Annotated in this window: 26 protein-coding genes; 3 read left to right on the top strand and 23 right to left on the bottom strand. The window is 61.9% G+C overall.

Features of this window, described 5'->3' with window-relative positions; genetic code table 11:
- Nucleotides 1-40: 40 nt before the first annotated feature.
- The 4 genes from bglA to FA04_RS01575 all read right to left on the bottom strand — a co-directional run bounded on the left by bglA (nucleotide 41) and on the right by FA04_RS01575 (nucleotide 5,433).
- Nucleotides 41-1,693 carry a beta-galactosidase BglA gene (gene bglA / locus FA04_RS01590; protein WP_371273163.1) on the bottom strand — a complete coding sequence of 551 codons (1,653 nt, stop codon included), beginning with the start codon at nucleotides 1,691-1,693 and terminating at the stop codon, nucleotides 41-43.
- 28 nt (nucleotides 1,694-1,721) lie between these two features.
- Nucleotides 1,722-2,867, bottom strand: coding sequence for a carbohydrate ABC transporter permease (locus FA04_RS01585; protein ID WP_034800782.1), 1,146 nt, complete (start codon nucleotides 2,865-2,867; stop codon nucleotides 1,722-1,724).
- Between the two features lies 1 nt (nucleotide 2,868).
- Nucleotides 2,869-3,882, bottom strand: a complete 1,014-nt coding sequence (locus tag FA04_RS01580; protein WP_034800780.1) for a carbohydrate ABC transporter permease — start codon at nucleotides 3,880-3,882, stop codon at nucleotides 2,869-2,871.
- A 192-nt stretch (nucleotides 3,883-4,074) separates the two neighbouring features.
- Nucleotides 4,075-5,433 (bottom strand): ABC transporter substrate-binding protein, encoded by a 1,359-nt coding sequence (locus FA04_RS01575; protein WP_034800777.1) that lies wholly within the window; start codon nucleotides 5,431-5,433, stop codon nucleotides 4,075-4,077.
- 294 nt (nucleotides 5,434-5,727) lie between these two features.
- On the opposite strand from FA04_RS01575, the gene FA04_RS01570 reads away from it, so the two are divergent.
- Nucleotides 5,728-6,759, top strand: a complete 1,032-nt coding sequence (locus FA04_RS01570) for a substrate-binding domain-containing protein (protein ID WP_034800775.1) — start codon at nucleotides 5,728-5,730, stop codon at nucleotides 6,757-6,759.
- 48 nt (nucleotides 6,760-6,807) lie between these two features.
- Here the strand turns inward: FA04_RS01570 and folD are convergent, their stop codons facing one another.
- Both folD and FA04_RS01560 read right to left on the bottom strand, forming a co-directional pair.
- Entirely contained in the window at nucleotides 6,808-7,707 is a 900-nt protein-coding gene (gene folD, locus FA04_RS01565) for a bifunctional methylenetetrahydrofolate dehydrogenase/methenyltetrahydrofolate cyclohydrolase FolD (RefSeq protein ID WP_034800773.1), read from the bottom strand.
- 251 nt (nucleotides 7,708-7,958) lie between these two features.
- Nucleotides 7,959-9,971 carry a GumC family protein gene (locus tag FA04_RS01560; RefSeq protein ID WP_051659563.1) on the bottom strand — a complete coding sequence of 671 codons (2,013 nt, stop codon included), beginning with the start codon at nucleotides 9,969-9,971 and terminating at the stop codon, nucleotides 7,959-7,961.
- 260 nt (nucleotides 9,972-10,231) lie between these two features.
- Here FA04_RS01560 and FA04_RS01555 point away from each other — a divergent pair, with 260 nt between their 5' ends.
- Nucleotides 10,232-11,506, top strand: a complete 1,275-nt coding sequence (locus FA04_RS01555) for a lipopolysaccharide biosynthesis protein (protein ID WP_034800771.1) — start codon at nucleotides 10,232-10,234, stop codon at nucleotides 11,504-11,506.
- A gap of 15 nt (nucleotides 11,507-11,521) precedes the next feature.
- Here FA04_RS01555 and FA04_RS01550 read toward each other — a convergent pair whose 3' ends face one another.
- From FA04_RS01550 to FA04_RS01540, 3 genes are read right to left on the bottom strand one after another with little or no spacing between them, the layout of a single operon-like run.
- Nucleotides 11,522-12,400 carry a DUF6492 family protein gene (locus FA04_RS01550; RefSeq protein ID WP_034801367.1) on the bottom strand — a complete coding sequence of 293 codons (879 nt, stop codon included), beginning with the start codon at nucleotides 12,398-12,400 and terminating at the stop codon, nucleotides 11,522-11,524.
- A gap of 11 nt (nucleotides 12,401-12,411) precedes the next feature.
- Complete coding sequence (locus tag FA04_RS01545; RefSeq protein ID WP_034800768.1) at nucleotides 12,412-13,227, bottom strand: WecB/TagA/CpsF family glycosyltransferase; 816 nt, start codon at nucleotides 13,225-13,227, stop codon at nucleotides 12,412-12,414.
- On the bottom strand, nucleotides 13,224-14,456 hold the full coding sequence (locus FA04_RS01540) for a glycosyltransferase family 4 protein (protein ID WP_064817017.1): 1,233 nt from the start codon (nucleotides 14,454-14,456) through the stop codon (nucleotides 13,224-13,226). Before FA04_RS01540 ends, FA04_RS01545 begins: the two co-directional genes overlap by 4 nt.
- Before the next feature lie 155 nt (nucleotides 14,457-14,611).
- Between FA04_RS01540 and FA04_RS01535 the strand changes: the two genes are divergently transcribed.
- Entirely contained in the window at nucleotides 14,612-15,601 is a 990-nt protein-coding gene (locus tag FA04_RS01535) for a glycosyltransferase family 2 protein (protein WP_034800766.1), read from the top strand.
- Nucleotides 15,602-15,668: 67 nt separating this feature from the next.
- Here FA04_RS01535 and FA04_RS01530 read toward each other — a convergent pair whose 3' ends face one another.
- The 14 genes from FA04_RS01530 to rem form a co-directional block, all read right to left on the bottom strand.
- On the bottom strand, nucleotides 15,669-16,235 hold the full coding sequence (locus FA04_RS01530; protein ID WP_034800764.1) for a hypothetical protein: 567 nt from the start codon (nucleotides 16,233-16,235) through the stop codon (nucleotides 15,669-15,671).
- Nucleotides 16,235-16,603 carry a hypothetical protein gene (locus FA04_RS01525; protein WP_034800762.1) on the bottom strand — a complete coding sequence of 123 codons (369 nt, stop codon included), beginning with the start codon at nucleotides 16,601-16,603 and terminating at the stop codon, nucleotides 16,235-16,237. The genes FA04_RS01530 and FA04_RS01525 overlap by 1 nt, the downstream gene beginning before the upstream one ends.
- Nucleotides 16,604-16,727: 124 nt before the next feature.
- Nucleotides 16,728-17,282: a rod-binding protein gene (locus tag FA04_RS01520; RefSeq protein ID WP_034800760.1), complete on the bottom strand. Its 555-nt coding sequence runs from the start codon at nucleotides 17,280-17,282 to the stop codon at nucleotides 16,728-16,730.
- Between the two features lie 80 nt (nucleotides 17,283-17,362).
- Entirely contained in the window at nucleotides 17,363-17,776 is a 414-nt protein-coding gene (locus FA04_RS01515) for a hypothetical protein (RefSeq protein ID WP_034800758.1), read from the bottom strand.
- A gap of 4 nt (nucleotides 17,777-17,780) precedes the next feature.
- The gene (gene fliR / locus FA04_RS01510) at nucleotides 17,781-18,533 is read right to left on the bottom strand and encodes a flagellar biosynthetic protein FliR (RefSeq protein ID WP_034800756.1); all 753 of its coding nucleotides are present in this window, start codon (nucleotides 18,531-18,533) and stop codon (nucleotides 17,781-17,783) included.
- Nucleotides 18,530-20,617, bottom strand: a complete 2,088-nt coding sequence (gene flhA, locus FA04_RS01505; protein WP_034800753.1) for a flagellar biosynthesis protein FlhA — start codon at nucleotides 20,615-20,617, stop codon at nucleotides 18,530-18,532. Before flhA ends, fliR begins: the two co-directional genes overlap by 4 nt.
- Nucleotides 20,618-20,748: 131 nt before the next feature.
- Entirely contained in the window at nucleotides 20,749-21,015 is a 267-nt protein-coding gene (gene fliQ, locus FA04_RS01500; protein WP_034800750.1) for a flagellar biosynthesis protein FliQ, read from the bottom strand.
- A gap of 7 nt (nucleotides 21,016-21,022) precedes the next feature.
- Nucleotides 21,023-21,433, bottom strand: coding sequence for a flagellar hook assembly protein FlgD (flgD, locus tag FA04_RS01495; protein ID WP_034800748.1), 411 nt, complete (start codon nucleotides 21,431-21,433; stop codon nucleotides 21,023-21,025).
- Nucleotides 21,424-21,873: a flagellar biosynthesis repressor FlbT gene (flbT, locus tag FA04_RS01490; RefSeq protein WP_034800746.1), complete on the bottom strand. Its 450-nt coding sequence runs from the start codon at nucleotides 21,871-21,873 to the stop codon at nucleotides 21,424-21,426. The genes flgD and flbT overlap by 10 nt, the downstream gene beginning before the upstream one ends.
- Nucleotides 21,870-22,217: a flagellar biosynthesis regulator FlaF gene (flaF, locus tag FA04_RS01485; RefSeq protein WP_034800744.1), complete on the bottom strand. Its 348-nt coding sequence runs from the start codon at nucleotides 22,215-22,217 to the stop codon at nucleotides 21,870-21,872. The genes flbT and flaF overlap by 4 nt, the downstream gene beginning before the upstream one ends.
- Before the next feature lie 34 nt (nucleotides 22,218-22,251).
- A complete protein-coding gene (locus tag FA04_RS01480; protein WP_034800742.1) occupies nucleotides 22,252-23,298 on the bottom strand; it encodes a flagellar hook-associated family protein in 1,047 nt (348 codons plus the stop codon).
- A 2-nt stretch (nucleotides 23,299-23,300) separates the two neighbouring features.
- Entirely contained in the window at nucleotides 23,301-24,758 is a 1,458-nt protein-coding gene (gene flgK, locus FA04_RS01475) for a flagellar hook-associated protein FlgK (protein WP_034800740.1), read from the bottom strand.
- A 23-nt stretch (nucleotides 24,759-24,781) separates the two neighbouring features.
- A complete protein-coding gene (locus tag FA04_RS01470) occupies nucleotides 24,782-25,993 on the bottom strand; it encodes a flagellar hook protein FlgE (protein ID WP_034800738.1) in 1,212 nt (403 codons plus the stop codon).
- A gap of 91 nt (nucleotides 25,994-26,084) precedes the next feature.
- A complete protein-coding gene (gene rem / locus FA04_RS01465; RefSeq protein WP_034800735.1) occupies nucleotides 26,085-26,756 on the bottom strand; it encodes a transcriptional activator Rem in 672 nt (223 codons plus the stop codon).
- Nucleotides 26,757-26,970: the final 214 nt, after the last annotated feature.

Below are 26,970 nucleotides of genomic sequence, written 5' to 3'. Positions count from 1 at the left end.
CTCTTCGGTTCTTCCCGTCTATCTCTGTTGTCATCTGCCTTCACACCAGCCGCGCGAAGTAGGCGCCCCAGGCCGGCAGATGCACCGTTCCGTTCTTGACCTCGGACACGAAGCCGTGCCCTTCCAATGCAGCCACCGGCTCGTTCGGCAGCGTGGCCGCAGCCGGCACGCCGCTCATGTTGAACAGGCAGAAAAGATTCTCGTTGCCGTGGCTGCGCACGAAAGCAAGCACCGAGCCGTCCGTGCTCAGGAACTCGATCTCGCCCTTGGCAAACGCCGGATACGCCTTGCGGAAATGCAGGAAGCGACGGTAGTGCTCGAGCACCGAGGCCGGATCGCCCTGCTGCGCCGACACGGCGCGGGCGAGATGTTCGGCCGGAACTGGCAGCCAGGGTTTTGCGCTGCCGAAGCCGCCATTGACCGTGGCACCGTCCCAGACCATCGGTGTGCGGCAACCGTCGCGACCCTTGAAATCCGGCCAGAACTGGATGCCATAGGGATCCTTCAGGTCTTCATAGGCAAGCTCGGCTTCCGACAGCGCCAGTTCCTCGCCCTGATAGATGCAGACCGAGCCGCGCAAAGACATCAAAAGGCTCGCCAGCAGCTTGGCGTGGGCGTCGCGGTCGGCCACGCCTTTCCCCCAGCGGCTGACATGGCGCACGACATCGTGGTTGGAAAACGCCCAGCAGGCCCAGCCCTCGGGCGCGGCCTTCTGAAAATTCCTCAGAACCTCGGCGACAGTCGCCGGTGTCAGCGGATCCGGCGCCAGGAATTCGAAGGCGTAGCACATCTGCATCTTGTCGCCGCCGGAGGTATATTCGCCGGCGATCTCCAACCCGCGCTGGCTGTCGCCGACTTCGCCGACCGCAGCGATCGCCGGGAACTCGTCCATAACGGCGCGGAAGCGCTTCAGGAACTCGAGGTTCTCCGGCTGGTTCTTGTCGTAGAGATGTTCCTGATAGTTGTAGGGGTTGACCGCCGGTGCGGTCTGGGCGTTACGGCGCTCCGGCGCCAGCGCCGGATTGTCGCGCAGCTGCTTGTCGTGGAAATAGAAGTTGATGGTGTCGAGGCGGAAGCCGTCGACGCCGCGCTCCAGCCAGAAACGCTCGACGGCCAGCAGTGCATCCTGCACTTCCGGATTGTGCAGGTTGAGGTCCGGCTGCGAGGTCAGGAAGTTGTGCATGTAATATTGCAGGCGCGTCGGATCCCACGCCCAGGCCGAGCCGCCGAAGATCGACAGCCAGTTGTTGGGCGGGGTGCCGTCCGGCCTGGAATCAGCCCAGACGTACCAATCAGCCTTCGCGTTCGTCCGGCTCGACCGACTTTCGACGAACCAGGGATGCTGGTCCGACGTGTGCGAGAGAACAAGGTCGATCATCACCCGGATGCCAAGGCGGTGCGCCTCGGCTATGACCGCGTCGAAGTCGGCAAGGCTGCCGAAGATCGGGTCGACATCGCTATAGTTGGAGACGTCATAACCGAAGTCCTTCATCGGCGAGGTGAAGAACGGCGAAATCCAGATTGCGTCGGCACCGAGGGCGGCAATATGCGGCAAGCGGGCAACGATGCCCTTGAGGTCACCGATGCCGTCGCCGTTGGAGTCCTGGTAGGAGCGCGGATAGATCTGGTAGATCACCGCGCCGCGCCACCAATCCCGATCGGCCTGCAAAGTGGAAGTGCTCATTTCGGTCATGCTCATTGTCGTCGAAAGTCCTTAGATGTCAGCCGCCCTTGACCGAGCCCGCCAGCAGGCCGCGCACGAGATAGCGCTGCAGGCTGAAGAAGACGATCAGCGGAACGATGATGGTAATGAAGGCGGAGGCCGTCAGGATCTCCCAGTTGCCGCCGCGTGAACCGAGCAAGTTGACGAGCCGGCCGGTCAGAACCAGTTCGTCAGGCCCCGCGCCCAGGAACACGATGGCGACCAGCAGGTCGTTCCAGGTCCACAGGAACTGGAAGATCGCGAAGGAAGCGAGCGCCGGGAAGGACAGCGGCAGGATGATCTTGACGAAGATATCGAAATCGCTGGCGCCATCGACGCGGGCGGATTCCATGATTTCGCGCGGCAGGCCGGCCATGTAGTTGCGAAGCAGATAGATCGCCAGCGGCAGGCCGAAACCGGTATGGGCGAGCCAAATGCCGACATAGGTCTTGGCCGGCACGCCAAAGAAGGCGCCGACGCCGTTATAAAGCTTCAAGAGCGGGATCAGCGACATCTGCAGCGGCACGACGAGGAGGCCGACGACCACGGCGATCAGGATCGCACGGCCCGGAAACGGCATCCAGGCAAGCGCATAGGCCGCGAAGGCGGCGATCATGATCGGGATGATGGTCGCTGGCACGGCGACCGTCAGCGAATTGATGAAGGAGCGGCCGATGCCTTCGGCGCTCAGGACTTCGACATAGTTGTCGAAGGTAAAGCGCGGCGGCGATGATGCGGTGACGAAGACGCGCTGGCCGCGCGATCCCTCCATCTTCTTGTCGGAAACGATCTCGAAGTTGCCGTCGGCCTGAACGGTCAGTTTCTCGCCGTCGTTGAGCTCGGCGGTTTCGCCGGCCCTGAACGCAGTCGGCTCACGGCTGTTGAAGCCGAAGGCGGAGATCTGGCCCGGCTGACCTTCGAGCAAATTGCCGGAGATCACGAACTTGCCGTCGCGCTCCACCTGGCTTTCGGGGCCGGGCGCTCTCACGACGGTGTTCTGCGACGAAGTCGAAAGGGAAGTCCACCAGCCGGAGACGGCAAGCTGGTCCTTGTCGCGCAGCGACGAGATCAGAAGGCCTGCGGTCGGCAGCGTCCACAGTGCGACGATCAGAAAGACCGAGAGGTGGACGACCCACATGAGGGGAGAGCGTGTCGCTGGGTTCATCTCAGTGCCCCTTCATTTCCTTGGCCGCATTGCGGATGTTCCAGACCATGATCGGAATGACGAGGATCATGATGACGACGGCGATCGCAGCCCCTCGGCCGAAGTCGCCGCCACCGCGGAACATCCAGTCGAACATGAGGTTGGCGAGCACCTGGCTCTGCCACTGGCCGTTGGTCATGGCGAGCACGATGTCGAAGACCTTCAGCACCAGGATGGTGATGGTCGTCCAGACGACGGCGATCGTGCCCCAGATCTGCGGCACCATGATCTTGAAGAAGATCTGCCAGCCATTGGCGCCGTCGATGACGGCAGCCTCGATCGTCTCCTCCGGGATGCCACGAAGGGCTGCCGACAGGATGACCATGGCAAAGCCGGTCTGGATCCAGACGAGGATCGCCATCAGGAAGAAGTTGTTCCAGAAGGGCAGCGTGATCCAGGCCTGCGGCGCGGCGCCGAAGGCAACGACGATGGCGTTCAGAAGGCCGATCTGCTCTGCCCCTTCAGGCCGGAAGTCATAGATGAATTTCCAGATGACCGCAGCGCCGACGAACGAGATCGCCATCGGCATGAAGATCAAGGTTTTTGCGATGTTGCCCCACCAGATCCTGTCGGTGAGCGCAGCGATCACCAGGCCGAAGAAGGTCGCAAGCGCCGGGACGACGAGCAGCCAGAGGAAATTGTTGTAGATCGACTGACGGAACTCGCCGTCATTGATCATCCAGGCGTAGTTGCTGACGCCGACGAAATTCTGCCCGGCGCGATCGTGCACGCTGTACCAGAGCGACATGAAGACCGGATAGATGAGATAGGTCGCAAGCGCGAAGAGCGCCGGCGCCAGGAACAGCCACGGCCGGATGGCATTGGTGATCCGCAGGTTCCGCGACGCAACCGCACCGGATTTTCCCTTGGACGGGAAGATCAGGTCGAGGACGAAGCTTGTTCCCCAGAAATAGGCGGCGCAGCCGAGCACACCGGCCAGCATGAACCCCGCAGCAGCGGCAAGCTGATAAAACATGACATGTCCCTCCCCTTCGATGCACGTCCCCGTGCAGGGCTGGCGATTGTCGCCGTTCTCATTGGGGCGCGCGGCGTCTTGCAGGCAGAGTGCGGGAAACGAACGGAGAACCGCATACGCTTCTCCTCGTCCCGCTCTGGCAGCGAACCCGGGTCGGCAACGGGCGGCATTTCTGCCGCCCGTTTTGGGCTGTTACTTGATGGCGTCCCAGGCCTTCTGCACGCCGTCGGCGACGTCGGCCGAGGACTTGCCGCCGACGAAATCGACCATGCCGGTCCAGAACGCACCCGCACCGATCTTGCCGGGCATCAGGTCGGAACCGTCAAAGCGGAACGTGGTGGCGTTCAAGAGGATCTCGCCCTGCTTCTTCAGCGGCGGGTTGCCGTAGGTGTCGACATTGACGCTCTTGTAGGGCGTCAGGAAGCTCGTCTGCGCCATCCAGACTTCATGGGCGATCGGGGTCTTCAGGAACTCGATGAAGGCGCGTGCAGCCGGCGTGTCCTTGGTGATCATCGCCAGCGTGCCGGCGCCAAGCACCGGATTGCCGAGCTCCTTCTTGCTCTCGTAAGGCGGCATGTAGAAGAAGTCGGCGTCCTCGCCGATCTTCGTGCCCTCGGGGAAGAAGGACGGGATGAACGACGCCTGGTGGTGCAGGTAGCACTTCGGCGGCGAGGCAAAGAGGCCCTTCGGGCTGTCGCGGAAGTCGGTCGAGGCAACCGCTGCTGCACCGCCATCGACGAACTTGTCGTTCTTGGCGAACCAACCGAACTCGTCGATCGCACCGACGACGGCCGGATCGGTGAACGGGATCTCGTTCTTCACCCACTTGTCGTAGACGTCGGCCGGCTGCGTACGCAGCATCATGTCTTCCACCCAGTCGGTGGCCGGCCAGCCGGTGGCACCACCGGAGCCAAGGCCGATGCACCAGGGCTTACCGCCATCGGCGGCGATCTTCTCTGTCAGCGCCTTCAGCTCTTCCATGGTCTTCGGCACTTCGTAGCCGGCGTCCTCGAAGTTCTCCGGCGAGTACCAGACGAGCGACTTCACGTCGATCTTGTAGGGGAATGCAAAGAGCGCAGCATTGCCGTCCTTGCCCTTGTAGGTCGACAGATCGACCCAGGACTGACCGGCGGCATAGTTGTCGAGCAGCCACTTCTGGGTTTCGTCGCCGAGCGGCGTCAGGTAGCCCTTGGAGGCGAGATCGGCGATCAGACCCGGCTGCGGGAGGATCGAGATTTCGGAGGGGCTGCCGGCCTGGGTGTCGATGACGATCTGCTGCTCGTAGTTTTCAGACGAGGAGTACTTGATCTCGGCGCCCGTCGCTTCGGTGAAGTAGGCATAGACGCTCTTGAACAGCGCCTCGTCTTCGCCGCGCCAGGGGCCGAAGATCGTCAGCGTCTGGCCCTTGAGGTCGTGGCCCTTCTTGAACTCCTCGAAGCTCGCCCAGTTGAACTTCGTATCTTCGCCCGGCTTGAACTTGAGGTCGGCGGCGCCGGCTGCACCTGCAATCAGGGCAAAGGCGGCCACGCCCAACAGCAATGATCTCTTCACGTTCTTCTCCTCCCAAAGATGAACCCGGATCCCGCCGGGCAGACGACAACGCGCGAAAAATTCAAAGCGCTTTGAGTTCGCTAACAAACCATTGCGACACGCGCGGAGTCAAGAGCTTTCCCATCGCTGTTCTCCATGCGACGTAATTGTGCCCTGCGGTAACGTTTTGCACCGCGCAATAGTTGAATTCCGCTTTGTTGCTCGAAAAACGGATGCTACACAAACCGGAGGGCGCTGGGGCCAAACACCAAAAATCATATGGGTATCCAAAGCGCTTTGAGAGGAATCCCGACCATGGCGGTCAATCTCAAGCAATTGGCGGAGCTGCTCGGCCTGTCACAGACGACGGTCAGCCGGGCGCTGAACGGCTATCCGGAAGTCAACGCCGAAACCCGTCAGCGCGTGCTGCAGGCCGTGCGTGAGACCGGCTACAGGCCGAACCGCGCAGCGCAGCGATTGGCCACCGGCAAGGCCTATTCGATCGGCATGGTCATGCCGATCGCGCCCGGCATCGATTCCGACGTACATTTCGGCGAGTTTCTGGCAGGGCTGGCGGAAGAGGCGGTCAAGCACGACTTCCACTTCGTGCTCAATCCGAGCGCGCCGGAGGACGAGGAGGTGACCTTCCGGCGCCTGGCGGCCAGCGGCAATGTCGATGCGCTTTTCCTCGCCTATATGCGCGCCAACGACCCGCGCATCGCCATGCTGAAATCGCTGTCGATCCCCTTCGTCGTGCACGGCCGGTCGATCGGCGAAAGCCGCGACTATCCGTTCCTCGACATCGACAATACGAGTGCCTTCTACGACGCGACACGGCTGCTTATACAGCTCGGACACCAGCGGATTGCGCTGATCAACGGGCCGGAATATCTGGCTTTTTCCATTCGCCGGAAAAAAGGCATGCTGCGGGCGCTCGCCGAACACGGCCTTTCGCTCGACGAGGCGCTTGTCCAGCATTCGCTGATGACCGACGAGCACGGCTACCGCAGCATGCAGCCCTTCCTGCAGCACGCGCAGCCGCCGACGGCGGTGCTCTGTTCAAGTACGGTGCTGGCGCTTGGCGCTGTCAGGGCGATCAACCAGGCGGGCTTGAAAATCGGCGAAGACATTTCGCTGATCGCCCATGACGACGTCTTGCCGATGCTGAAGCCCGAAAATTTCAGCATCCCGCTGACAACGACACGCTCGTCGCTGCGGGCCGCCGGGGCGCGTATCGCCACACGGCTGATCGGCGGCATCCTGAAGCGCGGCGACTATCCGGAGCAGGAACTCTGGCGCGCCGAACTCATCGTGCGCGCCTCGACCGGACCTGCCCCGCAAAAATGAAAACGCGCCGCAATCGCGACGCGTCTCATCATCCCATATGAGCCAGGATCAGAAGCGCGGCGGCTTGCGGCCGGCCTTGCGATAGGCGGCAATCACGGTGTTGGCCATCAGCATGGCGATGGTCATCGGTCCGACGCCACCCGGCACCGGCGTGATCACGCCTGCAACCTCGGCGGCTTCCGCAAAGGCGACGTCGCCGACGAGTTTGGACTTGCCCTCCCCCTTCTCCGGCGCTGGTACGCGGTTGATACCGACGTCGATGACCGTCGCGCCCGGCTTCACCCAGTCGGCCTTCACCATTTCGGGGCGTCCGACGGCGGCAACGAGGATATCGGCGTTGCGGCAGACGGCGGCCAGATCCTTGGTGCGCGAATGGGCGGTCGTCACCGTCGCGTTGGCGGCAAGCAGCAGCGCTGACATCGGCTTGCCGAACAGGTTCGAGCGACCGATGACGACAGCGTTCAGACCGGAGAGATCGTCGCCATGGGTCTGGCGCACGAAGACCATGGCGCCGGCCGGCGTGCAGGAGACGAGACCGCCTTCGAGATCGCCGGTCGCAAGCTTGCCGGCATTGACGACGTGCAGGCCGTCGACGTCTTTTTCGGGCAGGATCGACTGGATGATCGGCTCGGAATTCAGATGTTTCGGCAGCGGAAGCTGCACGAGGATGCCGTGGATAGAGGGATCGGCGTTGAGCTTAGCCACGAGTGCAGCGAGTTCTTCCTGGGTCGTTGCCTCGGCCAAGGTGTGCTGGACCGACAGGAAGCCGCACTCCTTGGCCATCTTGCTCTTGGAAGAAACATAAGCGTGGCTTGCCGGATCGTCGCCGACGATCACGACGGCGAGACCTGCGCGAACACCCGCATCCGTTTCGAGCGCACGGGTCGCGGCCTTCACGCTTTCGATCACCGAAGCGGCGACCTTCTTGCCATCAATCACAGTCGTCACGGCATGTTCCTCCTGGCTTCCTGTTCACGCGGCATACTCTAGTTCGCCTCAGAAAAGGCGATGGCCTCAACGCGCCCTATGCTGTCCCAAACGCATAAATGCAAGAGGCGACAACGAGGTTGGCTGCCGTTTCGATTGCCCCGATGATATTTCCTCTCAAGACTGAGAGGTGCACGTGGTTTCGCCGAAAGCCGTGAGGTCTCAGCCTCACAAGACGTTCGCGAATGAAGCGTGCCTCTCCGCCCGTCGTATCAACGGCGCGCGAGCTTCTGGCGGGAATAGTGCTCGACGCGAGACCTCAGCGCGCGAAGGCCTTCCTGGACCTTGGCGATGTCGGCGTCATCCTCGTCTACGGTCTGCGGCACAGGCTGAGCCGTGACCGGACCCGCCGTTGCGCTCCGGCGAGCAACGGCATAGGCAGCGTTTAGCGATTGCGCATGGTGCGCAGCCGGACTGAACTGCGGCGGCAGCTCGAGCCTGGCCGAAGCCGGATCAGGCTGCGGCTGCTGGCGCCGTGTGGGCTCGGGGCCGCCATCGGGTTCCGGCGGCTCGGGCGCCTCATCGTCCTCGGCCTTCCGGGTTGCGGGAAACAATCCGTTCAAGCTGCGATAGATGCCGAGCAGCACGCCGAGGCCGAGGCCGGCAAAGAAACCCGCCATGGTGGCGGCGATCACGATGATCTTGCGGGAGGGCCCTTTTGCCTGCAGCGCCGGCTCGGCCTTGGAGATCACCCGGATGTTCTTCGCGGTCAGCTTTTCCTCTTCGCGCGTCTCGCCGGCGCGCTTCAGGAAGGATTCGTAGATCTCGCGGGTCGCCGCCGCTTTTCGCTGCAGCTCGCGCAACTCGACGAATTCGGCGGAGGAATCGATCTGGCGCGCCTTCTGGACGGCAAGCTGCTGCACGAGGTCCTGTTCCGTTCGCTGGGCGCGGTCAAGCTCGGTCCCCGCCGCAGCCGCGATGCGGCGCAACTCGTTGGCGATCTCCGAGCGCGACGACTCGAGTGCCTGCTGAACGGCGATGCGTTGGGGATGGCGGGGCCCGAGGCTCGCATCAAGGGCGCTCAGTTGCGCCCTGGTCGCCGCGTATTGCTTGCGCAGTTCGGAGAGCGCCAGCGAACTGATTTCCTCGGGATAGGCGCCCGTCAGAACATCGGTGAGCTGCACCTTGCCGGACGCCTCGGCCTTGGCTTTCGCCTCGGCGATGCGATTGCGGGCCGCAGCGACCTGATCACTGAGGCTGAGGAGCTGCTTGTCGGCGATCAATTCGCCGCCGGCGCCGACAATGTCGTTGCTCGCCTTGTAATCCTCGACGGCCTTTTCGGCCGCGTCCAGTTCGGCCTTCAGTTCCTTGATACGCGCGTCGAGCGCAACCGTCGTCTTCTGGAAGAAGCCGGATTGCGCGGCGGTCTCCTCGCCGAGGAACGTGTCCACCAATCGGTTGGCAATCAGTGCCGACTTCTCGGGATCCCTGGTCTTCGCCTCAATGGTGACGATGAAGGTTTTCGGATCGCGCCAGACCTGAATTGCCTCGCCCAAGGTCTTCAGGACGCGCGCGGACGCGTCGCCACCAGCTCCCTTGCCGGCGAATTCCGGGTCCTTTTCCAGATCGAGACTGGCCGCGACCTTTTCCATAACCGTTCGCGAGCGCAACACTTCGAGCTGGCTGTCGACGATGGCGAGAATGCCTTCGGTTGCGAGCGATTGTTTCGACAGATCGGAATCCGTCAGCCGCACTTCGCGCGGATCGACGTAGAGCTTGCTTTCGGAAACGAAGACGCTGGGCGTCGACAACGCCAGCAGGACGCCACCGACGGCGCCGAGCGCCGTGGTCGCGAGAATGATCTTGCGGAGCTGCCAGACCGCGCGCACCACGGTCTTGATATCCACGAGCGGGCGGTCACCTGCGGCTCGCCCGTCGGCTGTCACTGGCGCAGCCCCCTCAGGCGGACTATCGGCAAGCCAGCGCGCAAACTTGCCACGCATGCCGCCGAGGCCGGGTTGGTTACGGGCGGCGGGTGCCTTGGCTGTCGGCCGAACCGTTTCGCCGCGCGGGGGCTGACCTTTCGAACGGTTTTCGCGCCGGGCCGCTGATTGATTGGCTGATCCACCGGAACCGGACAGACGACCGAGCAAGGACGAGCCTGCACCCTGCGGGTCGGCGGTGCGCCTGTCTCGCGCACGCGCGGGATCGCGCGCGTCCTCTGCTGCAAAATCGAGCAACGATGCACGCGGAACCGGGCGTTTCTCGTCGTCGATGTTGAACATGACTGATCCCGCGGCTGCCGAAACGGCGAATTCCGAATAGTGAAGCCAACCTAAGGAAACATGGAAAACAAATCGTTAATTTCGGCGGGAAGTGACGGCGCGAACGGCGTGATCTCACGCCTTATTAAGCTTTCCCGCCTATGACGGAGGGACGAGCGCAATTCCAGGTGAACGCTTTGAGCGCCCTGCCCTTGGAACTGTGAGATATCAAGGAGATAGAGCGTTTCCATCGGCATCGAGCGGGAAACGCGCTACTGGAAATGTCGGCCGTGCCCCATCGCATCAAAGCGCTTTATCTCCGCCACCGGGCGCTCATCCACGCTTACCTCTCGATGACCGGAGGTTCGGCGGGCCGGCTCGTGCTGTCGCTCGTCTATTTCATCGCCGTTGCCAACACGCTCGCCATCGCCGATTTCGGGTTGTTCGCGACCGCGTCTGCCGCCGGCATCATGATATCGCGCGTGCTTGCCTTCGGCTTCATGTCGCCGCTCTATCGGGTCGCGACCGTAAAGCCGCTGCTTGTCGGCACCTATAGCGCCGGCTTCCTGGTCGGCGCCGTGCTGTCGCTGCCGTTGATCGCAATCAGCTGTGCGATCACCTTCCTCGCCCTCTTTTCCCGCGACATGGCTGCCGGCACTTTTGCTGCCTTCATGCTGGCCGAGATCCTCTGCTGGCGCGGGCTGGAGACCGCCGTCATCGTGCTGAACGGTCTCGGTCGCTTCGGGCGCGGCGCCCTCCTCGTGGTGATCGGAACGGCGATCCGCACCGCCGCTGCCCTGCTCCTTGCGTTGCTCCCCTGGAAAACGCTCGAAGCCTGGTCCTACCTCTATCTGCTTGCGAATGCGCTCGGCCTTCTGGTGGCCCTTCTCTGGTTCTACCCGCCTGTCCGGCTGCGCTGGCAGCCACGGCTTTACTTCCGGCGCTGGGCGGATTCGGTGTCGGTCGCCGGCGCCGAGGTGCTGTTCTACATCCAATCGGAGTTCGACAAGATTGCGGTACTCGCCATTGGCGGGCCGGCGGTGTCCGGCCTCTATGCCATCCTGATGCGGCTGGCGGACCTGACGGCGCTGCCGGTGCGGTCATTCAACACCTTGCTCGTCCAGCGCATCATGCGAACGCCCGAGGCGATTGCCCGCTGGCGTGTCCGGCTCTCGATCGAACTCCTGGTGGCGCTTGCGTCCTTTGCCGCCATCGCGGCCATGGCATTCTATCTGTGGGTCTTCCCCGATGGGCTCGGGCGCAACGTGTCGGCAGCCGCGCCGATTGTCGCGATGATCGTGCTCGTGCCCTCGTTCCGCAACCTGATCGAGTACCACTCCGAACTGCTCTACGCGACCGGCCGCACTGTGCGGCGCATGCTGAACCTGTTGATTGCCGGCGTCGTCAAGGTGGGGCTGCTGGTTCTGTTGCTGCAGACGACGGCCGACGTCACGACCTGGGCGCCGGCGCTCAACGGGATCTTCCTGGTCCTCTACGCGCTCTCGTTCGGACTGACCTATTCGGCGCTCAGAAAGCCGGCTGATCGGGTCATCTGAAACAAGACAGATGCCTCAGGCCGCGAGTTCGAACACCGCCCGGCGAATATCGTCGAGATCGTGGCCGACGAAGGACTGCACGCCGATGCCGACCTGATGCGGCGCCATGTCCTTCAAGAACGCCCTGAGTCCGGAGAGATCCTGCCGGTAGCTGTCTTCGAACCAGAGCACATGACAGAGCGCGGCATCAGAGGGAACATGACCTTCCCCGCCCAGCACCTCGTCGACGAAGCGCCCGTAGATCGTGCATTCGGAGAAGGCGCGGGTGCGGGTCATCGCCCTCACCCAGTTCCGACCGTGCAGCGTCTCGATGTGCTCGAGCAGCTTGCGGCTGGTATCGGTGCGCCACGCGATCAGCGTGTTGATATAGTCGTTGGCCGGCAACGTGTAGGGGCCGATCCCGAGAAGCCTGTCGGAATGGGCGAGCCATTCGAGATGGTTGGAGCGCATTTGCGCATTAATCGCCCCGTCCTTGCGGTAGAGCGTCAACCGCTCTCCCTGCCAGAGGCTGCCGGGATCGAAGGCGCGCAGGAAGACGACATCGGAATCGACGGCAAACATCGCCGCCTCGTCGATGTGGCGCGCGAGCACCAGGCGGCGAAGCTGTTGGGCATGCCAGCCACGCAGCGGCAGGCCAAAGGGGCTGAGCCACAGCTTCCGGCGGCCGCCCGAAAGCGGGTCGGTGACGGGATGCAGCCACCAGGGCAGGAGATCGCGTTCGCTGATAACCTGGCGTCTGGAGCCCTCCAGTTGCCGGAAGAGCTTAACGTCGAAATCGGCAACCAGCAGATAGTGCTTCCAATCGCCCTGAAGCTTGCGGTCCATGCTTTCGCACATCAGCCGGCAGCGCTCGAAGTCATTGGCGTAGGACGCTGTGACAATGGCTGTGCGCATGGTCTGACCGTTCACGATGTTCCCGTCCGAAGGCTGGTGTCGGCGACGTTTTCCCGCGCCCGCCCCGACAGCTTGTGCCAGAGGACGTAAAACAGGAAAAGCGGGTTTCCGAGGACATAGCGACGCCACATGCGCCGCGGCTCGACCGCCAGGCGAAAGAACCATTCCAGCCGCATCCGGCGCAGGAACTTCGGCGCCCGCGGAAACGCCTCGGCGACGAAATCGAAGAGCGCGCCGACGGTAATGACCAGCCGGGCGTCCTGCGGCCCCACATGGGCATCGACCCATTTCTCCTGACCGGGGCTTCCCATCGCCACCAGCAGGATATCAGCATTCAGCGCCCGGACATCGGCAAGCACTTGCTCGGAGTGGTCACGATCGAAGAACCCGTCGGAAACGGGGAGGAACTCGTGCCATGGCGCGTGCCTGCGAAAATTCTCGGCCGCGCGCGCAAGCACCTTCGCACGGGCGCCGATCATCGCAACGCGCAGCGGCCGGTCGATGAAGGTCAGCAGCGCCGGCACGAAGTCCGTGCCGTTGAGATTGGCCGGGAACATGCTGCCGTAAAAGAGATAGGAAGCAATATCGACGCCGTGACCGTCGGGAAAGACGACCTGGCGACCGAGAACCTCGCGGTACTCGCCGTCGCGCATCATCAGGTTGGCATTGTTGGCGTTGAGGAAGGCGAGCGTTGTTTGCCCGCCCGGGCGCGACAGCGCGTCGGCCGCAAAGGCAAAGGCACTCCCCCAATCGAAATCGACCACCGGCATGCCCAGGATGAGGCGCCCGGACAGGGCGGCGTTCGCGCCGGTGGTCGTCTTGGTCACGACCGCCCCCCGTCATGGACCTTCAGCTCGGGCGGAACCGAGGGTGTCTCGGCCGAGGCACTCGGAGCGAGGCCGGCCAGCACATTGCGCATGACCCGCATCAGCTTCGCCTTCTGGGCGCGATGGAAGACCGAACCGTCAAGGCGTTGGCGGTCGCCGCCGCGCGCGCGGGTGACCTTGTCGACCAACAGGCGCGCGAACTCGGCCGGATCTTCGGCCGCGGCGCAATTCTCAGGAAGCGCCTCGATGCCGCGCAACGACGCCTGCGTCGCCACGGATGGCATGCCAAGCTCGAAGGTCTCGATGCTCTTCAGCTGGACGCCCGTACCGCCCCGGCTGACGAGCGGTATGACCGCACTTTCCGTGACGAAGGCGCGTGCATCAGGAACCCGTCCGACGAAGCGAACACCGGGATGGGAAACCGCCGGTATGCCGTCCATCTGGCCGGCAATCGCGATCGAAAGATCCTGCGGCAGATGCGATACGACCTCGGCGAGAAACCAGTCGAGCCCCAATCGGTTCGGCCGCCAGCTCCAGGTCCCGATCAAGCCGAGGTCCTGCTGGAGGTCGGCTGCTTCTGTCGGCACTACTGCCGCATCCCAACCGGTGACCAGCGGCAGCACGAAGGCCCGGTCGCTCACGGCGCGGCCGAAGCCGAAGCGATCGGCCTCCGCAAACGTCCAGACGGCCACCGCATTCTGCGCCAGTTGCTGCTCGTAGCGTTCGAGATACTGCGCCTCGCGCCGGAAAAGAAAGCGTTCGACCGTACCCTTGGCCCGCTCGGCATTCTCAAAGGCAGAATCCGCCTCGACATTGTGCGCGACATAGATCGACGGATGGGGGCGGAAAACCTGCTGGAAAGCGGCCGGCAGTTGCACCGAGTTGAGCACGAGACCGTCGAACGGAGCGAGGCTCTCGAGGATCGACTGAATCCGGCTCGACGACACCATCAGCATCTTGCCGGATGAGACGGTCGTGCGGTTGAGGAAGGCCGTCGCGAGCCAGCTCAACTTCTGCCACGTGCCAACCTTGGCATTGGTGACTTCCAGCTCGCCGAGAAGATGCATATCGCAATCGGGCGCGGGCACGCGTCCCGGCTGGAGAAAACCGATGACGCTGACGCGGTGACCGAGCGCGCGCAGACCATCGAGCACAGCCCGGTTGGCAATGTCGAAACCGGACGCCGGATTGGCGACGGGAACGAGCGAAGAGACCAGGACCAGATGCATTTTGCCACACGTCATGAATGGAACTGCGGCCTTCATTAGCAGCATGGGGTGAAGGAGCGCTTAAAGACCCCTTTCAAAATCTGCCGCCAGGGTTCAGCATCTGTTTAGGAAGATCTGCTGTATTGCGACACAATTTTGCTTCTACAGGTTTCGCCATGACGACGACCGGCCAGGACATTTCCGTCTACTTCCGGACAGAGCTGGAAGACGCCGGCGACATCGAACTCGTCGTCGTGCTGCCGACGTTCCGTCGGCCGGATCATGTCGTCAAGACGCTGAAAACCATTGTTTCCCAAAGGCCTGACATCTCCTACGCCACGGTCGTCGTCGAAAACGATGCCGACGGGCTGGCCGGGGCTGCGGCGGCCAAAGACTTCTTCCTGGGACATCCTTCGGATTCTGTCGTGATCGTCGCGCATCAGCGCGGAAACTGCCACGCCTACAATGCCGGTTGGGCGACGGCGCTCCAAACCTACCCGAACCTCAAGGCGATCGCGATCATCGACGACGACGAAGTGGCGGCGCCCGAATGGCTCGATTGCCTCATCGCGGCACAGGAAACGACCGGTGCCGATATGGTCGGCGGCCCGCAGCTTCCGGTTTTCGAAGGCGATGGCGGGCAGAAGTGGAAACGCCATCCGGTCTTCACGCCCCATTATGACGCGACCGGGCCGGTGCCCATCCTTTATTCCTCCGGCAACGTGCTCGTTACGCGTGGAGTGCTGGACGCGATGCCGCAACCCTTCCTGGATCCCGCCTTCAACTTCATCGGCGGCGGCGATGCGGATTTCTACAGCCGCTGCAAGGCGAAAGGGTTTTCCTTTGCCTGGGCAACCGACGCCTGGGTTGCCGAGACCGTGCCCGCCCGCCGCACCAGCGCATCCTGGATCCGGGCGCGCAGCCTCAGGAACGGCGCGATCTCGACGATGCTCGAACATCGGCGTGACCCGAGCTTCAAAGGCCGGCTCAGGACCTTCGGCAAATCGCTGGCGCTGCTTGGCGCATCGGTGCCGCGCGGGCTGGAACTGTGGAACAAGAGCGGGCTGGCAGCGGCCGGACTATACCACTTCTATGTGGCGATCGGCCGGCTGATGGCGGAACTCGGCCTCATCAACGAGCAGTACCGCACCCCGGAAAAGAACTGACGGATACCGCCTCGTCGAGGGCAAGCGGCCGAGCGGAAACCCACCCGGGCGTCCCTTCCAACAATCATCAGTGCGCGCTGCTTGCCTTGACGGCGCCTTCAGGCAACTTGTCGCCGGCGACGTTGCCGTTCTTGTCGGTGATCGGGACCGGCTTTTGCCGCGGCACATTCTGGCTGTTGGCGACGCGTTTGACGTCTTCCTTGGTCAGATATTCGAGCTGCTCGACGAGCACCTCGGTAATCACCTCGTCGCCGAGCTTCTTGTTCAGGCCGTCCTTTACCGTCGTCTTGAAGGTGGGCAGGTCGAACGTACCGGTGTCGGCGATGTCGATGAATTTCGAACCGACGAGCAAATCGTAGAGTTCATCGGTGACCATCTGGCGCAGTGGCGCGCGAAGATTGTTGATCCCCTCCTTGGTGGCGGAGAAGGAAAGCTTGGTCAGGAAGTAGCCCTGAACGGAACCATCCCGGATGACCGGAATGGTGATCATCTCACCGGGAACATATTGCTCCGATGCGCGCCGGGCAGCCTCGCCGTCCGGGACGGCGGGCGCGGAGGCGCTTTGCATCGAGAAGTAGACGGATCCGAGCGTGACCGCGCAGACCCAGACCCCGGTGAAAACGAGCTTCAGCATCAGAAATCGCTATAGCGGAACTGCGCTTCGGAATAGATGCCGTCCGCATCGGCATCCTGGGCGGCGGTCTTCAGGAGGTCGACGACGGCGCGAACGGCTTCGAGATGGGCCTCGACCTTCTGCGAATTGACCGACAGCTTTTCGCGCAGGTGCAGAGCATGCGAGGAGAAAGCCGAAGAGTTTTCGCCCGGCAGCATGTCACGGTGCAGCATCGTCAGTTCGTAGAGGCAACGGCTCTTGTGCGCGTTCGATGTCTTGATATCGAATTCCGGGTCGATGCCGATCCGGCTGTTCTCGTTGTCGAGGATCATTTCCAGGCGGCCGAGCACGTTCTGGATCCGGACGTCATTGGATGCCATGGCTTCCATGAATCAACTCCCATTTGGATCACGATGATTTCTGGTCGGATCGACCGGATTCTCAAGCGCGAACTATTTCTATGAATTAGAGCGAAGTGCGGACGGAAAACTGCAAGCAGTTCCCCCACCCGCCCTAGGCTTGCTTGTTCTTGTCGTTGTCGGTCGTAAAGCCGGTCAGCGTCTTGCGCTCGTATTCCTGCACGAGGCTTGCGGCGAGGTTTCGGCTGTTACCGTCCAGCGATGCCTGAACCCGATCGGTGCCTTCGGCGCCCGCGAGCTGTTCGGCAATGCCGATGCCACCGCTCTTGGAGATCACGTCGCCGATCTGCTCGGCCATCATGCTCTTCCAGATATCACCCGCATTGCCCTTGCCGAAAACGTTCTCGCTTTCGGTCGGCAGCATCGACTTCACGAAGTTCTGCAGCACCATGGCCTCGAACTTGCGATAGGTCTCCGGAATCTTCTTCTGTTCGACGCGGTTGTTGAGGTCGCCGAGCCCGCTCGAACCTTCCGGCGACAGATTGAGAACGTTGACGGCAGCGGCAAAGCCGTTGCCGTTTTCCGCCAGACTCGTCGCCTTGAACGCGGCACGGTTGGCCTTCAACCGCGCCTGCGCTTCCTGCACTTCGGTGGGGTCGGCGGCGCGCACGACATCCATCACCAGATCGCTGGGCGGAGAGATGGCCATGACGAATCCTCTCAAAATCGAGCCTGGGCATTGGTCGGCCCGGATCCGCTCCGCCATCGGAGCAAACCGGGAATAACGTACTATCGCCCGTCAAGCTTACGGGAAGCTGGCGCGTTGCCCGTAACGTGTTGATCGATCAGGTCGTAGATGGAATTGTCGGCCTCTTCGCGGTCCTCGGACTGGCGGGCCTCCTTCATGTTTTCCTCGAGCCGGTCGGCTTTCGCGCGCTCCGTCAGCATGCGCGCCTCGTGCGTTTGCTGGATGCCGTGCAGCATCTGGTCCTTCTGCACAAGCCGTCCGATCTGCGAGGAATAGTGGCCGGAGAACATGCGGTGCATCGGATGAGCCGAGCCCATGGCATCGACGACGACATCGATCGTCTCAGCCAGAACCTCGCGCTGCCGCACCATCTCGACGAAATCCGCCTCCGCCATCTGCTCCAGATGGCGTTGGACGGCGACCAGGCGCTTGAGCTTCTGCGAGCGGGTCTTCATGCCGCTATCCTCCCTGCATGACCAGCGCGAAACCGTCGCCGAACAGGCGCAGCATCGCAGCGATACCGAGATAGAGCAGGAACAAGCCGCCCATGATCAGATAGGGCTGCGAGATGAAGTAGATCGGGATCTGTGGCGCCAGCTTGTTCACCATGCCGATCGCCACGTTGAAAAGCAGGCCATAGATGATGAAGGGGCTCGCGAGCCTCAACATGATCATGAAGATCTGCGCCAGCGAATCCGTGAGCGTGATCAGCACACCCTGCGGATCGAAGGGAGTGCCGATCGGCATGGCCCGATAGGATTGAACGATCGCCTCGATCATCACATGATGGAAATCCAGCATGAACAGCACCATCAGGCCGGCGAAGCTGATCAAGCTGGTCACCTGGTTTTCGGGCGTATCTTCGATCACATCCGACGATGGCGGCGAGGCAAAGCCCATCAACATGGTGATCGCCGTTCCGGTGAACTGCAGTCCAAGGACATAGTAGCGGGCGACAAGGCCCATGACCGCGCCGACCGCCGTCTCGGCGGCGATCAAATAGATGTAGCTGTGCCCCTTGCCGGTTACCTGCGGATAGATGTCCGTCCACATGACCGGCAGGATCGCCATGGAAACCGCGACTGCAATGAACAGCCGCACCTGCATCGGAACGCGCGCGCTGGAGAACCCGGGCATGATCATGATGCAGCCGCCGATCCGGCAGAAGGCCGCAAACAGCGCCAGCACCGTGCCCTCCGGGTCGGTGATCATGAAATGGAGCCGATGATCTTGATCTCAAGGCCCTTGGCAAGCTCGACATGCGAGAGCACGGGCAATGTGGCAAAGAGGCGCTCGATGATCATGCGCACATAAGAACGGGATTCGGGCGAACTTACCAGCACGAAGGGCATGCCGCGATCGAGATGTTCACGGATAACTTTCGTCGCCTGCTCGCTAAACTCTTCGAGGTGACGCGGATCGATGTCGAACTCGACGACCTCGCCCTTGGCGTCGCGCTTCAGCGCCTGGTGGAAGACCATGTCCCACTTGTTGCCGAGCCTGAGCACGCGCAGGACGCCGTTGTCGGCGAGGTCGCCGCAAAGCTGCTGCGACATGCGCACGCGCACATGCTCGACGATCTGCTCAGTCTTGCGCACATGCGGCGCGAGTTCGGCGACCGCTTCAAGGATCAGATGCAGGTTGCGGATCGAGACACGCTCGGCAAGCAGCAATTTCAACACCGCCTGCAGGCCCGAATAGGACATGTGCGAGGTGCAGATTTCGTCGGCGAGCTTGCGGTACTCCGGATCGAGCCGCTCGATCAGCACCTTGACGTCCTTATAGGAAAGCAGGTGCGGCAGGTTGTTGCGGATCACTTCGCTCAAATGCGTCAACACCACCGAGACGTTATCGATCGGATGGAAGCCTTCGCGCTTGAGGTCCTCGGTAAAGGTTTCGAGGATCGAGACCGCCGGCATGCCGAAGGCGGGTTCGCGGATCTCGTCGCCCGGAACACTCGGCCGGCGACCGCCGCCGGTGACCACCAGGACTTCGCCGACGCGCACCGTGTTGGACGCGATCGTCGTGCCGTGGATGCGGATGTGGTAAGCCTTGTCCGGAATGCTGATGTCGTCCGAAACCTTGATCTCCGGAATGACGAGGCCGTACTGGCCAGCAAACTTGCGGCGCATCTTGCCCACGCGGAAGGCGAGTTCCTGGTGCGCGCCAAGCAGGCGGGTCGAGACCTGCTTGCCAAGAAGCAGCTCGATCTCGGCGGTCTTCAGCACCGACTTGACCGAGTCCTGCTCGCCTTCCTTGGTCTGCTGGACCTTGGCCGCCTCTTCGGCGCGACGCGCGGCATTGGCAGCCTCGATCTGGCGCGGCACGAGCCAGCTCAGGAACGCCATGCCGCCGCCGAGCACGGCGAAGGGCAGGAACGGCAGGCCGGGAACGACCGCCAGGAGAATGATAAGACCGGAGGCGACCATCAGCGCCTTCGGATAGCCGCCGAGCTGCCCGACGACCGCCTGGTCGGTGGAGCCGGCCGTGCCGCCGCGCGACACCAGAAGGCCGGCGGCGAGCGAGACGATGAGCGCCGGGATCTGCGAGACGAGACCGTCGCCGACCGAGAGCTTGACGAAAACGTCGGCCGCTTCGCCGATCGGCATGCCATGACGCAGGTAACCGATGATGATGCCGCCGAAGATGTTGATCGCGGTGATGATCAGGCCGGCGATCGCATCGCCGCGCACGAACTTGGAAGCACCGTCCATGGCGCCGTAGAAGGAGCTTTCTTCCTCGAGCTCACGCCGGCGGCGCTGTGCTTCCTTCTCGTCGATCAGGCCCGCCGACAGGTCGGCGTCGATCGACATCTGCTTGCCGGGGATCGCATCGAGGGTGAAGCGCGCGCCGACTTCGGCGATACGCGTCGCACCCTTGGTGATGACGATGAAGTTCACGGTGATGAGGATCAGGAAGACGATCAGACCGATGACAAAATCGCCGGACATGACGAGGCTGGCAAAGCCGGAAATGACGCCGCCGGCAGCGCCGTGGCCCTCGTGGCCGTGCGAAAGGATGACTCGGGTGGTGGCGATGTTCAACGCCAGGCGCACCATGGTCGAGATCAGCAGGATGGTCGGGAACGAGGAGAACTCGAGCGGACGCTGGATCCACAGCGAGACCATCAGGATCAGCACGGAAAAGGCGATCGAGAACGCGAGCCCCATGTCGATCAGGAAGGGCGGGATGGGCAGGAAGAGGATCGACAGGATCGCGACGATCCCGAGCGCGAAGCCGACGTCCCGGCCCTTCGGTGCTACTTTCGGGATGATCAGCGCTGCTTGCTGTGCCATGTCTCTTCCGTCTCATCATGAGATCAAGGCAGCATTCACACGCGCTGCCCCACTATAGAGACGGAGATAGCGACCCAAGCTTGCGCGAGGGTTTCATGGCGCCGCATGCGAACAGCTTTGGCGCTGCGGCCTCAGAAACCGGATTGGATGCGCGAGAAGATGATGTCGGTGAAGATCGAAATCTGGGCGCCGATAAAGGGCGCGGACACGGCAACCGTGATCATGACGGCAAGGATCTTCGGGACGAAGGTCAGCGTCATTTCCTGGACCTGGGTCAGCGCCTGAATGAAGGCAATGACGACGCCGACAACCATGGCGGCGAGAACGGCGGGCCCTGAGGCCACGATCACGGTCCAGATCGCGGCCTGTACAATATCGAGGGCATCCGCCTCATTCATGGAGTTATCACTTCACCTTGACGCCCGGGCCGATAACAAGCTCCTTGCCGTTATCCAGCACCGCAATGATTCCGTCAGAGTATAGTTTCACTTCCTTAACCACGCCAGTGGTCTTGCCGTCTTCGCTGGTGACGGTGCGCCCGATGACGGCGTCTGCCTCGCTCAGCGACGTGCGCTGCAGCAGGCTTTCAAGGTTCTTGTTGGTCTTGATCGTCTGCTCCACCTGCGAGAAGGTCGCAAGCTGGGCGATCTGCTGCGTCGCATCCATCGGCTGCGTCGGATCCTGATTCTTCATCTGGGCGACGAGCAGCTTCAGGAAGCTCTCGTAGTTGAGCGATGCCTTTGCGGCGTCGCCGCCCGAATCCTGGGCCGAAACATTCGGGGTGTAGCCGTTGTTGCTGACGCCGCTTACCGCCATGGTGCGATCTCCTTGCGAATCTGCTCGACCGTTGCCGGCGTGATTTCCTGCGTGTTGAGAATGCGGTCTTCGATTGCATAGAGGCCGCGGATCGCCTTGAGCGCTTCGAAGGCGCGGCCGTTGGTCACCAGCCCGTCGACGCGCTTCAGCTCGGCAAGGATCTCTTCGTTCTTGAAGCAGTTGAGCAGCATGACGATCGACTTGCGGAACATCGCGGTCGATTGCTCGGCGCCTTCCGGATTGATGAGGATCATCTGCGCGATGAAATAGAGCTGCTTCAGCGGCGTCGTTGCGTCTTCCGGCTGCAGCACGTGGTTTTCGAGCAGGAACGTCACATCGTTCAGGAACTCGACCGCGACCTTCCGGTCCACGCGCAGCACCGCGCCGTTTACAAAAATCCGTTCGCCCGACTTCAGCGAGATACGCAGTGTGCTCTTCATTTCAGTCCATCCCTGATGATGGTGGTAATGTCAATTATGCCCTGGAAGTTGGAGGATTCGCGTTTGCGGATCTTTTCCGTCTCGTTGAGTATCCAGATGGCGATCGAAATCAGATTGGCGCGCAGCTCTTCGTTCAGCTGGTTCTCCGGTGCACGCAGATCCTCGATGAAACGGATCCACAGGCGCCGGGTAAAGTAGATGGCCTCGATGGCCTCTCTCGAATACCCTTTCTGCTGTTTCGCTGCTTCCATGAGCGCGATCGAGCGATCGAGTACCTGCCGTTCTCGATTCTTGGAGTCGGCGACGCCGTCCTCCATGATCTCGGCATAGGAAAATTGGTACATTCAGACATCCTTCATGTTTGTCCGGCTCCTCACACTAGAGGAAATTGAGCAAGCTCATCTGCTGTAGTCGCGACGTTAGTGTATAGGACGTTTCCAACTGCACCTTGAGCGTGTTGATCCGGGTCGATGTCTCGATCGGATCGATGCCTTCGAGGTCGGCGACATGCGTGTTGACCAGCTTGAGCTGCGCGTCGATCGAGGTGTTCGCCTTCTTCACCCGCGATTCCGAAATACCGAGCTGGCTGCGCTCTGCATTGAGGCCGGCGATGCCCTGCTCTACATACTGCAACGCCTCGACACCGATCGCCGCCCGCACCTCGGGGGTCACGTTCTTGTCCATCAGCTCGGCCGTGATTACGCTTGCCATGGCAAACATGCGGAAGCCGTTGGTATTGGCGTTGGTCGAGCTTTCGATGACTTCACTGGCGCTGATCCGGCTCGTCATGTTCTGGCTGGATGCGTCCGACCAATTTGCATCCCAGCCCGTACCGGTGAACATCGGCTCGACCGTATTCTTGATGAAGTCCTGCATCTGGGTGACGGTGATCTGGTCGTCGGACGTGATGCTGTTGGCGGTCTTGAACGCCGTAAACGCAGCGTCGAAGGCAGTCTTTGCCGCCGACGTAGCGGTGTAGTCGGCGAGAGGCTTGGCGTCGGTATTGATGCCCGAAAACAGGAACTCGCCGTTGAAGGACGTGTTTGCGGCGGCAGTGAAGGTCTGCAGCGCGCCCAAGATCTCGGTCTTCTGGATCTTAAGCTGGCTCGCGGCATCGTTGCCCTTGTAGGTAACGAGCGTGTCGCGCACCTTTTCGGCCGCTTTCGCCATCGTTTCCAGCGCACCCTGCGAGCCGGAGAGGCGCTGGGTTACGACCGAGTTGGTGCTCTTCATCGAGTTCAGCCGGTCGATCTCGCGCTGAAGGTTGAGCGAGCGCGACGCCGTCGCACCAAGCGTCAAGCCGACGTCGTAGTGCCGACCCGTCGTCTGCTCCTGGGTCGCCTTCAGCAGATCCATCTGGTTCTGCTGAATCGTCATGCGCATGGCGGTCTGGATCGCCAGATTAGAAACGTAGGACGTCTTCATGATTACCTCACAGCTTCCATCAAGGCCGCCATCATGGCGTCCACGGTACTCACCAGCTTGGCCGATGCTTTGTAGGATTGTTCGAGATCGAGCAGCAGCGACAGTTCCTCGTCAATGCTGACCCCGGTCTGCTTGCTGAGCGCTTCCTGGGTGCGCGACAGCATAGCGCGCTTGTTGTCGTCGGCGGTCGATGCCGTCTTTCGGGTCTGCTCCAGCCAGCCGACCGACCCGGTCGCGAAGTTCAGCAGGCTGCTGGTTCCGTCGAGACCGGTCGACGGGTCGAACGTCATGTTCTCGCCCATCTTGTTGATGAAGCCGTCGAGAAGGCCCGTGTAGCCGGGGCTCGGATTTGCCGCACCGCCAGGGTTCGACACAACGCCGTTGAAGCCGCCGTCACGCAAAAGAAGCGGGTTGGCCTTGGCCAGAGCGTTGACAGTGATCTTCGATGCCAGTCCGGGAACGACGGTGCCGGCAGCCGGCACACCCGCGCTTCCCCAGGTAAAGAGGCCCGGCTGGTAGGGAACCGGCGGCACCCCGCTGGGGTTGCCTTCCTTGAAAAGCTCGACGAGACCACGGGCGATCTCGTCCAGCTGCGACTGGAACTTCGGCCCAATGTCGTCGCGCAGCTGCACGAGGCTCGCAAGCTTGCCCTTGGCGGTCGTATCTGCGCCACTTCCGGGGGCGATCGGTACGCCGTCGACGAAGATCTTGTTGCCTGTGACGGTCGCATCATAGGTCGTTGTCGGCGCGAACGTCACCTGGCGCGGAATGTTCTCGAAAAGCACCGTGCCGTCGGTGGTGAAGATCACCGTATCGTTGTTGCCGCGCGTAACGGTGGAGATGCCGACGATCTCCGAAATCTGCTTCAGGATCTTGTCGCGCTGGTCAAGCGCATCGTTCGCATCGCCACCGGATGCAGTCGCCGACTTGACCTCGTTGTTCACCCGCTCGAAGTCCGCAAGCAGGCTGTTCAGCTTGTCGACCTCAAGGGCGATTTCCTTGTCGGCATCTTCGCGCATGTTCTGCACGGCGGCAGAGGTCTTGTTCAGGGAATCGGCAAGGTCCTGGGCGCTGGTGACCGCTGCCGCCGCAATCGTCTTGTTGCCCGGGGTCGAGGCCAGCGTCTGCAGGCTGTTGCGAAACTCCGACAGCAGCTTTGACGGCGCAGTCTCGTAGTTGTTACCGCCGAGAGCCGATTTCAGGAGTTCCAGGCCATCGCGAAGCCGCGCCTGGCCGGAGGCTTCGCCGATGCTGGCGATGCTCTGCTTGAGCAGCGCCTCGTTCTGTGCCCGGTAGATGGATACGACCTGCGCGCCGTTGCCGGTGCTGCCCAAGAGGGCAAGGCGACGCGAATAATCCGCATTGCCCGCATTCGCGATGTTCTTCGACACGATCGCGGTCTGTTGCGCCGTGTTGCTGAAGGCCTGCTGTGCGATGGATATTGCGGAGGACAGCGACATGACGCGGACCGTATCTCTTTCAATTACCGTTTCAGGTTGACAAGCACGTCAAGCAGGTCCGAGGCGGTCTGGAACACCTTGGAGTTTGCCGTGTAGTTGCGCTGCGCCTCGATCATCGAGGTCAGCTCGTTGGCGATGTCGACGTTGGAGTTTTCGAGTGCCTTGGACTGGATGTTGCCGAAAGCGCCAGAGCCGGCAAAACCGGTGACAATAACGCCTGAATCCGCCCCTTGCGAGTAGACGTTGCCGGACTGCGGCTGCAGCTTGTCCGGGCTCTGGACGGTCGCAAGGGCGATCCGGAACTTGGGGATGAGGTTGCCGTCGCCATACTTGACGTAAACGATGCCTTCCTTGTCGATCTCGAAGCCCGACATTTTGCTCGGCTTGCTGCCGTCGATGCCACCGCCGGTGCTGCTGAAGTCTCCACCGAGCTGTGTGGTCTTGGAGGTGTCGATCGTGATCGCACCAAGGTTGGCGCCGGTACCGGGCAGGTTGTTGATGGCCGTCGTCGTCAGCGTCGCGGGGACGGCGCCGATGCGCTTGCCGGCCGCGTCGAACGTCATGGTCTGGGTACCGACTGTAGTGCCCGATGTGCGATCGACGACGCTCAGGCCCCAGGCGTTCGGACCTGTCTTGGTGTAGGTGAAATCGAGGATGCGGGTGTTGCCCTGGCTGTCGTAAACAACCATCGAGGTCTTCGATTGATCGTTGACGGCCGCGCCCGACGGCAGGTTTGCTTCCATCGTACCCTTGGTCGAGCCAGCGGCGACCAGGCCCTCGTCCTTGAGCTGGACCGGTACCAGGCCGTCAAAACCGTTGACGACGACGGTCGGATCGACGCCGGCCTTGTACTCGTAGCCCATCAGCGTGAAGCCGGCGGTGTTGACGAGGTTGCCGTTCTTGTCCGGAACGAAGGAGCCGGCACGCGTCAGGAAGTTCTCACCGCCATTGCCCGAAACGATGAAGAAGCCGCCGCCGTTGATGGCAAGGTCGCTCGCCGACGTCGTATAGCTGGTGCCGCCTTGCTGGGAGATGCTGTAGCGCACCTGCGTTTCGACACCGCCGGAATTGTAGTTGCCGCCGCCCGAAGGCAGGATCATCGACGAGAACTCAGTGGAGGCGCGCTTGTAGCCGGTCGTGTTGGCGTTCGCGATGTTTTCGGCGACCGTGCCCAGACGGTTCGACTGGGCGTTCATACCGGACACACCCGTTCTCATGCTGCCATAGAGACTCATATCGGATCCTCATTTCCTTGTTACGGCGACACTAGGAAGCGGGCCTTGCGTGAACCTGTCTTGGTTCAGTGCCCGCCCATCGGCGTGGCGCTCAGTTCCAGTCGATGCAGTAGCCAAGGAAACGCTTCGAATCGATCGGGTCGAAACCGAGCTTCTTGCGCAGTTTCTTGCGCAGTTTGCTGATGTGGCTTTCGACGACGTTTTCCTCGACGTCCTCGTCGAAGATCCCGTAGATCGCGTTGAAGATCTGCGACTTGGAGACGCGACGGCCGCGGTTTGCGACCAAATACTCGAGAATGCGGCGCTCGCGGCGCGGCAGGGCGAAGACATCGCCGTTGATTTCCGGATCGCGGCCGTCGGCAAAAACGCGGATCGGACCAATGTCGGTAAAGTTGGCGATCGCCTTCAGGCGCCGGCGGATCGCAGCGACGCGGGCAAGGATTTCGCGGGGGTGGATAGGCTTGCGCACAACGTCGTCGACGCCGCAATCAAAGAGTGCAAGCGTGTTTTCGAGGGACGGCGTGTCGCTCATCGCGATGACCGGTGCCATCGAGCGATCGCGGATGGCCCGCGGCAGCGTGAAGGTGGTGTCGCCCTGCCCGATCAGGAAGGCTTCCACGGCATCGATATCCGAATCGGCAGCCGCGTTTACCCACTCTCCAAACTCCCTGGGATCGAAACCCGTCGAGGGAATACCTTCACGTCCGAAGAGGGACGTATACCCGTCCTTCACCAGCTCTCTTTCATCAACCACTACGATCATTCGCCCGCCTCCGAATCAGTATGGCTCCGCACTGATTGAGAGGTACGAATCGAGGGATTCATGAACAACTAGAGGAAGTTACTGGGTGGAATTAATAATTGATTAACCATGTTTCGCCGATTTGATCTATATCTAGTAGCACCCGCCTCAAGGCGGCACTAAAATAATGTGGAAAAGTTAACGGACTACGACAAATCGCTTGCGGTCACATTGT

Origin of the sequence: Ensifer adhaerens (assembly GCF_000697965.2) — a bacterium.
GTDB classification, from domain to species: Bacteria; Pseudomonadota; Alphaproteobacteria; order Rhizobiales; family Rhizobiaceae; genus Ensifer; species Ensifer adhaerens.
Note: the sequence above shows the minus strand (reverse complement) of the source record. Positions and strands in the feature narration are given on the sequence as shown.

Excerpts from the sequence above, each read along its gene's own strand:
- FA04_RS01530 (WP_034800764.1), bottom strand. The coding sequence starts at position 16,235 with ATGCTGAAGCTCGTTTTCACCGGGGTCTGGGTCTGCGCGGTCACGCTC.
- FA04_RS01555 (WP_034800771.1), top strand. The coding sequence starts at position 10,232 with ATGTCGGCCGTGCCCCATCGCATCAAAGCGCTTTATCTCCGCCACCGG.
- flgD (WP_034800748.1), bottom strand. The coding sequence starts at position 21,433 with ATGGCGGTAAGCGGCGTCAGCAACAACGGCTACACCCCGAATGTTTCG.
- FA04_RS01525 (WP_034800762.1), bottom strand. The coding sequence starts at position 16,603 with ATGGAAGCCATGGCATCCAATGACGTCCGGATCCAGAACGTGCTCGGC.
- fliQ (WP_034800750.1), bottom strand. The coding sequence starts at position 21,015 with ATGAATGAGGCGGATGCCCTCGATATTGTACAGGCCGCGATCTGGACC.
- rem (WP_034800735.1), bottom strand. The coding sequence starts at position 26,756 with ATGATCGTAGTGGTTGATGAAAGAGAGCTGGTGAAGGACGGGTATACG.
- FA04_RS01520 (WP_034800760.1), bottom strand. The coding sequence starts at position 17,282 with ATGGCCATCTCTCCGCCCAGCGATCTGGTGATGGATGTCGTGCGCGCC.
- FA04_RS01580 (WP_034800780.1), bottom strand. The coding sequence starts at position 3,882 with ATGTTTTATCAGCTTGCCGCTGCTGCGGGGTTCATGCTGGCCGGTGTG.
- FA04_RS01540 (WP_064817017.1), bottom strand. The coding sequence starts at position 14,456 with ATGCATCTGGTCCTGGTCTCTTCGCTCGTTCCCGTCGCCAATCCGGCG.
- bglA (WP_371273163.1), bottom strand. The coding sequence starts at position 1,693 with ATGACCGAAATGAGCACTTCCACTTTGCAGGCCGATCGGGATTGGTGG.
- FA04_RS01515 (WP_034800758.1), bottom strand. The coding sequence starts at position 17,776 with ATGAAGACCCGCTCGCAGAAGCTCAAGCGCCTGGTCGCCGTCCAACGC.
- FA04_RS01550 (WP_034801367.1), bottom strand. The coding sequence starts at position 12,400 with ATGCGCACAGCCATTGTCACAGCGTCCTACGCCAATGACTTCGAGCGC.
- FA04_RS01570 (WP_034800775.1), top strand. The coding sequence starts at position 5,728 with ATGGCGGTCAATCTCAAGCAATTGGCGGAGCTGCTCGGCCTGTCACAG.
- FA04_RS01585 (WP_034800782.1), bottom strand. The coding sequence starts at position 2,867 with ATGAACCCAGCGACACGCTCTCCCCTCATGTGGGTCGTCCACCTCTCG.
- FA04_RS01480 (WP_034800742.1), bottom strand. The coding sequence starts at position 23,298 with ATGAAGACGTCCTACGTTTCTAATCTGGCGATCCAGACCGCCATGCGC.
- FA04_RS01560 (WP_051659563.1), bottom strand. The coding sequence starts at position 9,971 with ATGTTCAACATCGACGACGAGAAACGCCCGGTTCCGCGTGCATCGTTG.
- flgK (WP_034800740.1), bottom strand. The coding sequence starts at position 24,758 with ATGTCGCTGTCCTCCGCAATATCCATCGCACAGCAGGCCTTCAGCAAC.
- fliR (WP_034800756.1), bottom strand. The coding sequence starts at position 18,533 with ATGATCACCGACCCGGAGGGCACGGTGCTGGCGCTGTTTGCGGCCTTC.
- FA04_RS01535 (WP_034800766.1), top strand. The coding sequence starts at position 14,612 with ATGACGACGACCGGCCAGGACATTTCCGTCTACTTCCGGACAGAGCTG.
- flaF (WP_034800744.1), bottom strand. The coding sequence starts at position 22,217 with ATGTACCAATTTTCCTATGCCGAGATCATGGAGGACGGCGTCGCCGAC.
- flhA (WP_034800753.1), bottom strand. The coding sequence starts at position 20,617 with ATGGCACAGCAAGCAGCGCTGATCATCCCGAAAGTAGCACCGAAGGGC.
- FA04_RS01470 (WP_034800738.1), bottom strand. The coding sequence starts at position 25,993 with ATGAGTCTCTATGGCAGCATGAGAACGGGTGTGTCCGGTATGAACGCC.
- flbT (WP_034800746.1), bottom strand. The coding sequence starts at position 21,873 with ATGAAGAGCACACTGCGTATCTCGCTGAAGTCGGGCGAACGGATTTTT.